The following is a 12,190-nucleotide window of genomic DNA, read 5'->3' as shown; positions in this document are numbered from 1 at the left end:
ATGCTCCGTTGAAATGACGCCGCCACGCCAGGAAGCCGTTGTGACGGTCAGGCGAAGCGTTAGTGGACCTGCCCGCCGCCGTCAACTGCGCAACTTGCGCCGCCGCCCCAGGGCGGCCAGCAGGAAGGCCGCCAGCGCCAGCGCCACGGCCGGCCAGTCGCCCAGCCGCGACCAGGGCGTCGGCGGCAGCGCACCGGGCAGGGCGGCGTCGATGCGCCCGGCGCGGTTCAGGCCCAGCGTGGCGCGCAAGCCCCCGCGCGCGTCGATCACCGCCGAGACGCCGGTATTGGCCGCCCGCATCAGCGGCAGGCCCGATTCGATGGCGCGCAGCCTGGCCTGCGCCAGATGCTGCCACGGCCCCGAGAGCTGGCCGAACCAGGCGTCGTTGGTGACCTGCAAAAGCCAGCCCGGCCGGTCTTCCCCGGCGATCAGGTGATGGGAGAACACCGCCTCGTAGCAGATCAGCGGCTGCATCGGCGGCAGGCCGGGCAGGCGCATGACCTGCGGTCCCGGCCCGGCCGAATAGCCGAAGCCGTGCTGCGCGGCAAAGGCGCGGATGCCGAACCGCGCCATCACATCGCCCCAGGGCGTGTATTCGCCAAAGGGCACCAGGTGGAACTTGTCATAGACCGGGCCGATGCCCTGGGCCGAGAACTCGGCCAGGCTGTTGAAATAGCGGCTGCCCTCGACCCGCTGGATGCCCAACACGACCGGGGCGCCGACATAGGCGGCGATGTCCTGCGGGGCGGTGCCGGATTGTTCCAGCAGGAAGTTCACCGCCGTTTCGGGCCAGATCACCACATCCGGCGGCGGCATGTCGGGGTCGCGGATGGCCGAAAGGTCGAGCAGGCGGCGGAAGAACACCTCGGACCACCAGGGATCCCATTTCAGCGCCTGGGTGGCGTCGGGCTGGACCAGCCGCAGCCGCAGGCCGGTATCGGGCGGCAGGGGGTGGGCCAGCCGCGCCAGCCCCGCGCTCCAGGCGGTGGCGACGACCAGCAGGGCCAGCACCGTGCCGGGCAGGGCCGGCAACCGGCCGGGCCGGCGAAAGCACAGGGGCAGGGCGGCGGCCAGCATGGTCAGGCCGGACAGCCCGATCGCGCCCAGCGTGGCCGCGACCTGCCCGGCGGGGGTGTCGATCCAGACATGGCCGGTCAGCGCCCAGGGCAGGCCGGTAAAGATCCAGCCGCGCATCCAGTCCGACAGCACCATCAGGGCGGCGAAGCCCAGCCCCTGCCGGGGAAAGCCCGGCGCGAGCCGGGCGGCGAGCCAGGCCGGCGCAGTCCAGAACAGCGCCCCGCCCGCCGCGGTCAGCACCAGCGCGAAGGGGGCCATCCAGCCATAGGTCTCGGGCTCGACCAGGAAGGGCTCGACGATCCAGGACATCGCCAGCGCGAAATGGCCCAGCCCGGCGGCAAAGGCGTGCCAGGCCGCGGCGCGGGGCGTTTCGGCCCGCGCCACCTGCCGGCACAGCAGCGCCAGCGCCAGCAGGGTCAGCGGCCAGAGATCCCAGGGCGCCTGACCCAGCGCGGCCATGGCCCCCAGCCCCGCGCCAAGGGCGAGCATCGCCCAGGACGGGCGCCCGCGTCGCGATGGCGATGTGCAGGCCGGAGGGGCCATGGAACCGGCTCAGGCCCCGGCGGTGGTATCGTCCGGGCTCGGCGCCGCATCGGTGCCGGCTGCGTCGCCGGGGGTGATCGCTTCGGCCTCGGCCGCCTTGGCCCTGGGCTTGCGCGGCGCGCGGGGCTTGGCCGGCTTCTTTGCCGCCTTGCGGGCCGGCTTGGCTTCGGCTTCGGCTTCGGCTTCCGGCTGTTCGGGCGCGGGCTGTTCCGCCTCTGCCGGGATCGCCGCAGCGTCGGCGTCGGCGGCAGCGTCGGCCTTGGCCTTGGGGGTGCGCGGCTTGCGCTTGCGCACAGGCTTTTCCTTGGCTTCGGGCTCGGCCGCCGGTTCGGCGGAGGCGGCGGCGGCCTCCCCGGGCGCGGCTTCCGGGGCCGTTTCCGGTTCAGGTGCCGGTTCCGCTACCGGTTCCGCGGGCTGGATCGCCGGTTCGGCCAAGGCTTCGGCCGGGGCCGGGATCGGAGCTTCGGCGGGCACGGGGCCGGGCTCGGCGGTCGGCTCCGCGGCCGCGGCCTCGGCAGGCTGCACGGCCGGCTTGGTGCGGGCGGATTCCCCCCGGCGGCGCTTGCCGGGCTTGCGTTCGGCGGACGGGCGCTCGGCGGCCTGCTCGGGTGCGACATCCTCGCGCGGTGGCTCGGCGGTGGTTTCCTCGATGGCGGATTCCTCGACGGGGTCGCGGAAGCCTGGACGGAAGCTGCGGGTCAGGAACTCGGGCATATGCTCGCCCATGCCCATGACCGGATGGCGGTCGGTGCGGCGGTCCTCGCGCCGGTCGTGACGCTCGCCATGGCGTTCGCGGCGCTCGTCCCGGCGTTCATCCCTGCGCTCCTCGCGGGGCGCCCGGTCGTGCCGGCGCTCGGCCTGTTCGGCGGGCCTGGCCTCGGCGCGCGGTTCGTGGGCCTGGATGGGCGCCTGGGCGCGCTGTTCGCTGTCGTCGCGCCGGCCGCGGCGGTCGCGGTCGCGCCCGCGTTCCTTGCGGCCGGTCTCGCGCGCCGGACGCGGCGCGCCCTGGGCGGCGCTGGAAAGGGCAAAGCCCTCGGGCACCGGCGCGCGGGGCAGGGTCTGCTTGACCAGCGATTCGATGGCGCCCAGGTATTTCTCGTCCGCGGGCGTCGCGATCGAGATCGCGGTGCCCAGCCGCCCGGCGCGGCCGGTGCGGCCGATGCGGTGGACGTAATCCTCGGCATGGCTGGGCAAGTCGAAGTTGAACACATGGCTGACCGCCGGGATGTCGAGCCCGCGCGCCGCCACGTCCGAGGCGACCAGGAAGCGCAAGGTGCCCTCGCGGAACCCATCCAGCGTCGCCATGCGGTGGCGCTGGTCCAGGTCGCCGTGGATCGGCGCGGCGTCGAAGCCATGCGCCTTGAGCGACTTGGCGACGATGTCCACCTCGGTCTTGCGGTTGCAGAAGATGATGGCGTTCTTGAGCCCCTCGCCCTCGGCCCGGATTAGGGCGCGCAGCAACTCGCGCTTCTGCTTCGCGGTCTGGTCGCGGCGGGTCGGGGTGATCTCGATCAGCTTCTGGGTGATCGTTTCGCTGGTGGTGGCCTGGCGTGCGACCTCGATACGCTCGGGCGCATGCAGGAAGGTGTCGGTGATGCGCTCGATCTCGGGCGCCATGGTGGCGCTGAAGAACAGCGTCTGCCGGGTAAAGGGCGTCAGCTGGAAGATGCGCTCGATATCGGGGATGAAGCCCATGTCGAGCATCCGGTCGGCCTCGTCCACCACCATGATCTGCACGCCGGTCAGCAAAAGCTTGCCGCGCTCGAAATGATCCAGCAGCCGGCCGGGCGTCGCGATCAGCACGTCCACGCCGCGGTCGATCAGCTTGTCCTGTTCGCCGAAGGAAACGCCGCCGATCAGCAGCGCCTTGGTCAGTCGGGTGTGCTTGGCATAGATGTCGAAATTCTCGGCCACCTGGGCGGCCAGTTCGCGCGTCGGGCAAAGCACCAGCGAACGCGGCATCCGGGCGCGGGCGCGGCCGCGGCCGAGCAGGGTGATCATCGGCAGGGTGAAGCTGGCGGTCTTGCCGGTGCCGGTCTGGGCGATGCCCAGCACGTCGCGCCCTTCCAGCGCCGGGGGAATCGCCCCGGCCTGGATCGGCGTGGGCGTCTCATAGCCGGCCTCGGCGATGGCTTTCAGAACCTTGGGGTCCAGCTTCAGATCGGAAAACTTGGTCATTCAGGGCTTTCGTATCAAATGCGCGGGACAGCCCGCGCCGTGCTTGCGTCCATCGCCGCTTCCGGAGAAACCGGATTGTCGCGGCGGGTCGGGACGCAATTTCCGCACGCCCCTCGCCTTGCCTGCCGGATGCAGACAGGGCGGGCCTAGCCGAAAACCCGCTCTTCGTCAATCTGATGCGCGTCTGCTGTTCCGTGGGCCGGTTGACGGCCCCCTCGGGCAGGCGCTATCCCCGGGCGATCTTACGGATGGAAGCCATGAACCTTTTCTCGGATATCCGCGCGCTGGTCCTTGATGCGCTGGCGCAGATGGAACAGGCGGGCGCGCTGCCCACGGGTCTCGACACCGCCAATGTGACGGTCGAGCCGCCGCGGGACGCCGCGCATGGCGACATGGCCACCAATGCCGCCATGGTGCTGGCCAAGCCCGCCGGGAAAAAGCCGCGCGACATCGCCGAGGCGCTGGCCGCCCGCCTGGCCGCCGATCCGCGCATCGCCTCGGCCGAGGTGGCGGGGCCGGGCTTTCTGAACCTGCGCCTGGCGCCCGCCGAATGGCAGGGCGTGGTGCGCGCCGCGCTGGCCGAGGGCGGGGATTACGGCCGCTCGGAGATGGGCAAGGGCCAGCGGGTCAACGTCGAATTCGTCAGCGCCAATCCGACTGGACCGATGCATGTCGGCCACACCCGCGGCGCGGTCTTCGGGGATGCGCTGGCGGCGCTTCTGGATTTCTCGGGCCATGAGGTCACCCGCGAATATTACATCAACGACGGCGGCGCGCAGGTCGATGTGCTGGCGCGGTCCGCCTATGAACGCTATCGAGAGGCCAACGGGCTGGAGCCCGAGATCCGCGAGGGGCTTTACCCCGGCGACTACCTGATCCCGGTGGGCGAGGCGCTGAAGGCGAAATACGGCACCAGCCTGCTCGACAAGCCGGAATCGGAATGGCTGGCCGAGATCCGCAGCTTCGCCACCGAGGCGATGATGGACATGATCCGCGAGGATCTGGCGCTGCTCAACGTCCATATGGACGTGTTCTCCAGCGAGAAGGCGCTTTACGGCACCGGCCGGATCGAGGCCGCGATCGAGCGGCTGCGCCAGCAGGGCCTGATCTATGAAGGCGTGCTGGAGCCGCCCAAGGGCAAGACCCCCGAGGACTGGGAGCCGCGCGAGCAGACGCTGTTCCGGTCCACCGCCCATGGCGACGACGTGGACCGGCCGGTGAAGAAATCCGACGGCTCCTGGACCTATTTCGCGCCCGACATCGCCTATCACTGGGACAAGATCGAACGCGGCTTCGACGCGCTGATCGACGTGTTCGGCGCCGACCATGGCGGCTATGTCAAGCGCATGACCGCCGCCGTGAAGGCGCTGTCGAACGGCCGTGTGCCGCTGGACGTCAAGCTGATCCAGCTGGTCAAGCTGTTCAAGAACGGCGAGCCCTTCAAGATGTCCAAGCGCGCCGGCACCTTCGTCACCCTGCGCGACGTGGTCGAGCAGGCGGGGGCGGACGTCACCCGCTTTCACATGCTGACGCGCAAGAACGACGCGGCGCTGGATTTCGACTTCGACAAGGTGCTGGAGCAATCCAAGGACAACCCGGTCTGGTACGTGCAATATGCCAGCGCGCGGGTGAACTCGGTCCTGGGCAAGGCGGCGGCGATGGGGGTCGATACCTCGGACGCGGCGCTGGCGCAGGCGGATCTGGCGCAGCTTTCGCATCCGGCCGAGCTGGAACTGGCCCGCAAAGTTGCAGAATGGCCACGCACGGTCGAAATCGCCGCCCGCGCGCACGAGCCGCACCGGATCGCGTTTTTCCTTTACGATATTGCCTCGGAACTGCATTCGCTGTGGAACCGCGGCAATGACGAGCCCGCCCTGCGCTTCCTGCAAGAGGGCGATGCGGCGGCCACGGCAGCGAAAATCGCGCTGGCACGGTCCGTCGGCGTTGTCATTTCGGCCGGTCTTGGTATCTTGGGGGTGACTCCGGCCAAAGAAATGCGCTGAAAAACGGCGCCCTGCCGGGGGACGAGCAGATAAACGAGCAGCGTCGGAACAACCGGCAGGCAGGCAGGAATGACGGTAGTAGATTTCCGCTCTTCGGGCGGGTTTGACGGGTCGCAGCCCCACAGGCTGTCGCAGGGCTATGCCCATGCCGAGGGGCAGCAGGGCTATCAGGACGACTGGCAGGATGGCGGCTGGGACGAACAGCATTACCCCCATGCCGAATCGCTGGCCGAATCGCCTTCGCTCCTGGGGCGGATCACGCGGCTGACGCATTACCTCGGGGCGCTGGTCTCGGTCGGGCTGATCGTGATCCTGGCGGTCTGGGGCTACAAGCTGGTGGTGCGCGACGTCTCGGGCGTGCCGGTGATCCGCGCCATCGAGGGCGAGGCCCGCACCGCGCCCGACAATCCGGGCGGCGAGCTGACCCAGCGCACCGGCCTTGCGGTGAACTCGGTCGCTGCTGGGGCCGAAGCCGGGGCGGTGGACCGCGTGGCTCTTGCGCCCGCTGCCACGCCGCTTGACGGCCAGGACGTGCCCATGGGCGAACTGGGCGCCACGGCGCAAGAGCCCTCGCATCCGGTTGATGCGCCGCTGTTCGAGGAAGCCGCCCGCGTCATCGCCCGTCCCGACGGCGAGACCCTGGCCCAGCCGGATACGGCGGCGGAAAGCGTCGCCAGCGCGGTGATCTCGGACGCGCCCGCCGCCGATGCGCCGGTGAACGAGGCCGTGACCGACCTTGCCGGCAATGAGACGCGCGACATGGCCATCACCACCGCGCTGGCCGAGGCCGGCGCCCTGCCGGCCCCCGGCGCCATCGCGCAATCGGCGCGTCCCGCGCCGCGTCCGCGCCGCGTCGCCGCCGCCGCGCCGGCGGTCGCCAGCGATGCCGCGCCGGCCCCCGCACCTGCCGCTGCCGAAAGCCGCCCGGCCGCTGCCCCGGCACCGGTGCAGGTCGCCTCGGGCGCGCCCCTGGTGCAGATCGGCGCCTTCGACAGCGATGCATTGGCACGGGGCGAATGGAACCGCGTCTCGGGCAAGTTCGGCGCGCTTTTCGCCGGCAAGGGCATGGTGGTCCAGGAACACAAGGCCAATGGCCGCAGCTTCTGGCGCCTGCGCGCCGCCGGTTTCGAATCGCGCGACGAGGCGCGGCGCTTTTGCGCGGCGTTGATCGCCGAGGGCGTGGACTGCATCCCCGCCATGGCGAAATGAGCCGCTGAGATGGCAGGCGCCACCATCCTCGGCGGCATCGCCGGCCCGGAGCTGAGCCGGGCCGAGCGCGATTTCTTCCGCGCCGCCGACCCCTGGGGCTTCATCCTGTTTGCGCGCAATGTCGATACGCCGGACCGCCTGCGCCGGCTGACGGCCGAGCTGCGCGAGGCGGTGGGCCGCAACGCCCCGGTGCTGGTGGACCAGGAGGGCGGGCGCGTCCAGCGCATGCGCGCGCCGCATTGGACCGACTGGCCGGCGCCGCTGGACCAGGCCGGACGGGGCGAGCGCGCCGTCTGGCTGCACCATCACCTGCTGGCGCAGGAATTGCGCGCCGTCGGCATCGACGCCGATTGCGCCCCGGTCCTGGACATCGCCCGCGACGAGACGCACCCCTTCCTGAAGAACCGCTGCCTCGGCTCGGATGCCGAAACGGTGATCCGCCTGGGCCGGGCCGCGGCGCAGGCGATGCTGGCCGCCGGGGTGCTGCCGGTCGTCAAGCATATGCCGGGCCATGGCCGGGCGCGGGTGGACAGCCACAAGGATCTGCCGGTGGTCGAGGCTTCGCTCGACGAGCTTCGCGCCAGCGATTTCGCCCCGTTCCGTGCGCTGGCCGACCTGCCCATGGCGATGACGGCGCATATCCGCTTTACCGCCATCGACGATGCGCCCGCCACCGCCTCGGCCCCGGTGATCGAGATGATCCGGTGCGAGATCGGCTTTGACGGGCTGCTGATGTCCGACGACATCGGCATGCAGGCGCTGTCCGGCAGCCCGGCCGAGCGCGCCGCCGCCGCCATCGCCGCCGGCTGCGACCTGGTGCTGTCCTGCAACGAGACCCTGGCGCAGATGGACGAGATCGTGGCGGCCGCCGGAGCCATGTCCCCCCGCGCCGCCCTGCGGGCCGAGGCGGCGCTGGCCCTGCGCCGCGCGCCGGTGCAGCAGGACACCGCCGCGCTGCGGGCCGAATTGGCGGCGCTTGGCGGGCTGGCGGCCTGATCGGTTGACTAGGCCCTGTCTATCGCGGATTCTGCGCAGGTTCCCTTGCCTGGACGCGACATGACCAAGGTGCCCTACCTGACCCCCGTGCCGGACCCCGAACCGGACCCGGCGCCGCATCTGCCGGGGCTGGGCCCGCAAGCCGTGGCCGAGCGCCGCGCCGAGGAGATGCTGGTCGTCGATGTCTCGGGCTTCGAGGGGCCGCTGGACCTGCTGCTCACGCTGTCGCGCACGCAGAAGGTCGATCTGATGCAGGTCTCGGTGCTGGAGCTGGCCGATCAGTATCTGACCTTCGTCGAGGAGGCCCGCGCGCTGCGCATCGAGCTGGCCGCCGATTACCTGGTCATGGCCGCCTGGCTTGCCTATCTGAAATCCCGCCTGCTGCTGCCGCCCGACCCCGAGGCCGAGGGGCCGAGCGCCGAAGAGATGGCGGCGCATCTGGCCTTCCAGCTGGAACGGCTGAACGCCATGCGCGAGGCCGCGGCGCGGCTGATGGCCCGCGACCGGCTGGGACAGGACCGCTTCCCCCGCGGCGCGCCCGAAACCGTCGCCCGCCAGCGCCAGGTCGCCTGGCAGGCCGGGCTGATCGACCTGATGCGCGCCTATGCCCGGCTGCGCACCCGCGACGAGTTTCGCCCCTATGCCTTCGACCGCCGGGACGTGCTGAGCATGGAGCAGGCGCTGGACCGGGTGCGCGGGCTGATCGGCTATGCCGGGGACTGGACCGCGCTTTCGGCCTTTCTGCCCGAGGGTTGGGAGGCCGATCCGCAGCGCCGCCGCTCGGCCACCGCGGCGACCTTTGCCGCGACGCTGGAACTGGCGCGGCAGGGTGCGGTGGAAATCAGCCAGGCCGGCACCTTCGCCCCGATCTCCATCCGCAGGCGTCCAGAATGAGCCAGGACCATATCGCCCCTGATTCCCAGCATTTCCCGCCGCCGCCCCTGCCCGAGCAGGAGCGCATGGTCGAGGCGATCCTCTTCGCTTCGGCCGAGCCGATGAGCCTGCGCGAGATTGCCGCCCGCCTGCCGGCCGGCTGCGATGCGGCCGAGGCGCTGCGCGCGCTGCGCGCCCGCTATGAGGGGCGGGGGGTGCAGCTGGCGCGGGTGGGCGATGCCTGGGCCTTTCGCACCGCCGCCGACCTGGGCTTCCTGATGCAGGAAAGCGTGGTCGAAAGCCGCCGCCTGTCGCGGGCCGCGACCGAGACCCTGGCGATCATCGCCTATCACCAGCCCGTGACCCGCGCCGAGATCGAGGAGATCCGCGGCGTCGCCGTCAGCCGCGGCACGCTGGACCAGCTGATCGAGCTGGACTGGGTCCGCATCGGCCGCCGCCGCCAGACCCCCGGCCGGCCGGTGACCTTCGTGGTGACCGAAGCCTTCCTGGATCATTTCGGGCTGGAAAGCGCCCGCGACCTGCCGGGGCTGGCCGAGCTGCGCGCGGCAGGCCTGCTGGAATCGCGCCCGCCGGGCGAGGGGCTGGCGCCCGGCCTGTTCGGCGAGGCCGGCGAGGAGGATGCCGAAGCCATGGCCGAGGATTTGTTCGAAGACGAGTGAAGAACGGGTTGCAACCCGATGAATATAAATCGCTTAATTGCTATTCTGACGCGCGTGGCCGTCAACCGGCTGCTGCGCTGGGGCCTCCGGCGGATGCATGCGCCGAAGTCGGGCGCGCGCCGGACGCCTCGGCAGCAGGGCCGCGAAAAGACCATGCGCGAAGCGGTCAAGCACGCCCGCCAGGCGGCGCGCATCACCCGGCGGATGCGATAGGGGGCTCTGCCCCCGTCGCGCTGCCGCGCGACTCCCCCGGGATATTTGGGCAGGAAGAACGCTGGCCGGGCGGCCAGGCTCAGGCGAATTGCTTGGCCAGCTTGAGGCCCTGGCCCTGGTAGTTCGAGGCGATGCCGCTGCCGTAGAGCCGTTCGGGGCGGGCTGCCATCCGTTCGTAGACGAGCCGGCCGACGACCTGGCCATGCTCCAGCGCGAAGGGGGCCTCGTGGCAGCGCACCTCGAGGACGCCGCGCGCGCCTTGCCCGGCGGCGCCATGGCCGAAGCCGGGGTCGAAGAAGCCGGCGTAATGCACGCGGAACTCGCCCACCATGGCCAGGTAGGGTGCCATTTCCGCGGCGTAATCGGGCGGGATCGCCACGGATTCGCGGCTGACCAGGATATAGAAGGCGCCGGGGTCGAGGATCAGCTGGCCATCCGTGGTGCGCAATTCGTCCCAGAAGTCGCGGGCCTGGTAGGCGCCGATGCGGTCGAGGTCGATGACCCCGCTATGCGGCCGGGCCCGGTAGCCGACCAGGTCGCCGCGCGCGGGCCGCAGATCGACCGAGAAGCCCAGGCCGTCGTCGATCAGCGCCTCGCCCGTCACCAGCGGCTCGCATGCGTGCAGGTCACGCAAGGCGGTATCCGTCAGCACCGCCTGGCCCCGGCGCAGCCGCAGCTGGTTCAGCCGCATGCCGGGCCGCACCAGCACCGAGAAGCTGCGTGGGCAGATCTCGGCATAGATGGGGCCGTCATAGCCCTGGGGCAGGCGGTCGAATTCGGTGCCCTCGTCGGTGACCAGCCGGGTCAGAAGGTCGAGCCGGCCGGTCGAGCTTTTGGCATTGGCGACCGCGTCGAGGCCCTGGGGCAGCGACAGCCGTTCCATCAGCGGCACCAGGTAGACGCAGCCCTTTTCCAGCACCGCGCCCTCGGTGAGATCCATGCGGTGCATCTCGAAATCCTTGAGCCGGTCGTTGACCCGGCGCCCGCGCCCGGCCAGGAACGAGGCGCGCAGCCGCCATGCCGTCGCGCCCAGGCGCAGGTCAAGGCTGGCAGGCTGGACCTGTTCGGGCCGGATCGGCTGGTCGGCCGAGATCGCGCCGCTGGCGATCAGCTGACGCAGGGACGTATCGGGAAGCACACCGTTCACGCGAAACCCTTTCGGCAAAAGGAAACGCCCACCCCCGGACGGGGATGGGCGTTTTCGGAATGGTCGGGCCGGCGAGATTCGAACTCGCGGCCTTCCGCCCCCCAGACGGACGCGCTAACCAGGCTGCGCCACGGCCCGACGAGGGGCATATAGAGCGAAGCGGGCGGCCAGCACAAGGGGCCAGGGGCGGAAATTTCGGCAAGAATCTCGATTGCTGTGGATAGTCGGCCGGCGGGGGCCGGAAAGCGGGCGGTCATGCGCGTCAGCGTGCGCCGGTCAGCGCGTCGCGCAGGGTTTTCGCTTGCGCGGGCAGGGGCTTGCCCTGCAGTTCGAACTGGCGCAGGGCCAGCGCGGTCGCCACCAGCCGGCCCAGCCAGTCCGGCGCGGGATCGCGCCCCGGATCGAGCGCGGCGAAGAGCGGCAGCGATTCGGCCTGCTGTTCGGGGCGGTTCGGCCGGGCTGGCCTGAGGACCGCTTTCGCGTCCCTCGGCACGGCGTCGCGCTCGGGCAGGGCCAGGCGCACGGCCGGGCCGGGATGTTCCACCGCGCCGGCCTCGCCCAGGGTTTCGCCCAGGCGGGCGGCGCCGATCTCGCGCAGCGCGGCGCCGCGATCCGCGGCGATCAGCCGCTTGGCGCCGCGGATGCTGAGCCCCTCCTCGCGCATGACCTGGCAGAGCCCGGCTGCCAGCCGCACGTCTTCGGGCCGGTAATAGCGGCGCCCGTCGGCGCGCTTGACCGGCGCAAGCTGCGTGAATTGCGATTCCCAGTAGCGCAGCACATGCGGCGCGACGCCGACGAGGCGCGAGACCTCTCCGATGGACCTGAAGGCGTCGGGCGACTTGCTCATCAGCCCTTGCGCCTGTTCCCCGCCGCCACCCGATCCTTCATCAGATGCGATGGCCGGAAGGATAGAACCCGGCGCGGCGTGATCGGCACTTCCTCGCCGGTCTTGGGGTTGCGGCCGATGCGTTCGTTCTTGTCGCGGACCGAGAACGTGCCGAAGGACGAGATCTTGACCTGCTCGCCGCGCACCAGCGCATCGGAGATATGGCCAAGCACGCTTTCGACAAGCTGGGCCGATTCGTGGCGGGACAGACCCACCTCACGGAACACGGCCTCGGCCAGGTCCATGCGGGTCAGGGTAGAGTCGCTCATCTCGGAAACCTCTTGAATGGTGCGAAGGATGATTTCTTTACGGCGCCGAGTCAACAACCCCGGCCCGATTCCGTTCCCTCATCGGACGATTTTGTTCCGCGTTATTCGCGCCTTAC

9 protein-coding genes, 1 tRNA gene, 1 pseudogene and 1 riboswitch are annotated in these 12,190 nt (G+C 70.8%); of the genes and pseudogenes, 5 read left to right on the top strand and 6 right to left on the bottom strand.

The features are described 5' to 3' along the window. Position 1: 1 nt before the first annotated feature. A riboswitch (SAM-SAH riboswitch) is annotated at positions 2–50 on the bottom strand. Between the two features lie 31 nt (positions 51–81). Both lnt and ACDP63_RS02840 read right to left on the bottom strand, forming a co-directional pair. After that, a complete protein-coding gene (gene lnt, locus ACDP63_RS02845; RefSeq protein ID WP_051419450.1) occupies positions 82–1,566 on the bottom strand; it encodes an apolipoprotein N-acyltransferase in 1,485 nt (494 codons plus the stop codon). A gap of 684 nt (positions 1,567–2,250) precedes the next feature. Continuing rightward, positions 2,251–3,798 (bottom strand): annotated as a pseudogene (locus tag ACDP63_RS02840) (DEAD/DEAH box helicase); the annotation flags it as partial. A gap of 257 nt (positions 3,799–4,055) precedes the next feature. Here ACDP63_RS02840 and argS point away from each other — a divergent pair. From argS to scpB, 5 genes are all read left to right on the top strand, one after another. Beyond that, positions 4,056–5,801: an arginine--tRNA ligase gene (gene argS / locus ACDP63_RS02835; RefSeq protein ID WP_024843267.1), complete on the top strand. Its 1,746-nt coding sequence runs from the start codon at positions 4,056–4,058 to the stop codon at positions 5,799–5,801. Between the two features lie 69 nt (positions 5,802–5,870). Further along, positions 5,871–7,010, top strand: a complete 1,140-nt coding sequence (locus tag ACDP63_RS02830) for an SPOR domain-containing protein (RefSeq protein WP_024843266.1) — start codon at positions 5,871–5,873, stop codon at positions 7,008–7,010. A gap of 9 nt (positions 7,011–7,019) precedes the next feature. Then, positions 7,020–8,006: a beta-N-acetylhexosaminidase gene (gene nagZ, locus ACDP63_RS02825; RefSeq protein WP_024843265.1), complete on the top strand. Its 987-nt coding sequence runs from the start codon at positions 7,020–7,022 to the stop codon at positions 8,004–8,006. Between the two features lie 60 nt (positions 8,007–8,066). After that, positions 8,067–8,900 (top strand): segregation and condensation protein A, encoded by an 834-nt coding sequence (locus ACDP63_RS02820; protein ID WP_024843264.1) that lies wholly within the window; start codon positions 8,067–8,069, stop codon positions 8,898–8,900. After that, a complete protein-coding gene (scpB, locus tag ACDP63_RS02815) occupies positions 8,897–9,559 on the top strand; it encodes an SMC-Scp complex subunit ScpB (protein WP_024843263.1) in 663 nt (220 codons plus the stop codon). Before ACDP63_RS02820 ends, scpB begins: the two co-directional genes overlap by 4 nt. A gap of 292 nt (positions 9,560–9,851) precedes the next feature. Here scpB and ACDP63_RS02810 read toward each other — a convergent pair whose 3' ends face one another. From ACDP63_RS02810 to ihfA, 4 genes are all read right to left on the bottom strand, one after another. Then, positions 9,852–10,919 (bottom strand): 2'-deoxycytidine 5'-triphosphate deaminase, encoded by a 1,068-nt coding sequence (locus tag ACDP63_RS02810; protein ID WP_024843261.1) that lies wholly within the window; start codon positions 10,917–10,919, stop codon positions 9,852–9,854. A gap of 60 nt (positions 10,920–10,979) precedes the next feature. Beyond that, positions 10,980–11,057 (bottom strand) — tRNA-Pro (locus tag ACDP63_RS02805). A gap of 124 nt (positions 11,058–11,181) precedes the next feature. Then, entirely contained in the window at positions 11,182–11,766 is a 585-nt protein-coding gene (locus ACDP63_RS02800) for a MerR family transcriptional regulator (RefSeq protein WP_024843260.1), read from the bottom strand. After that, entirely contained in the window at positions 11,766–12,074 is a 309-nt protein-coding gene (gene ihfA, locus ACDP63_RS02795) for an integration host factor subunit alpha (protein WP_011748157.1), read from the bottom strand. The genes ACDP63_RS02800 and ihfA overlap by 1 nt, the downstream gene beginning before the upstream one ends. Between the last annotated feature and the right edge of the window lie 116 nt (positions 12,075–12,190).

The sequence above is a fragment of the Paracoccus sp. P2 genome, from assembly GCF_046335115.1.
In the GTDB taxonomy this organism is placed as follows: domain Bacteria; phylum Pseudomonadota; class Alphaproteobacteria; order Rhodobacterales; family Rhodobacteraceae; genus Paracoccus; species Paracoccus pantotrophus.
The sequence above is the reverse complement of the archived record's forward strand: the minus strand, read 5'-3'. Positions and strand labels throughout refer to the sequence as shown.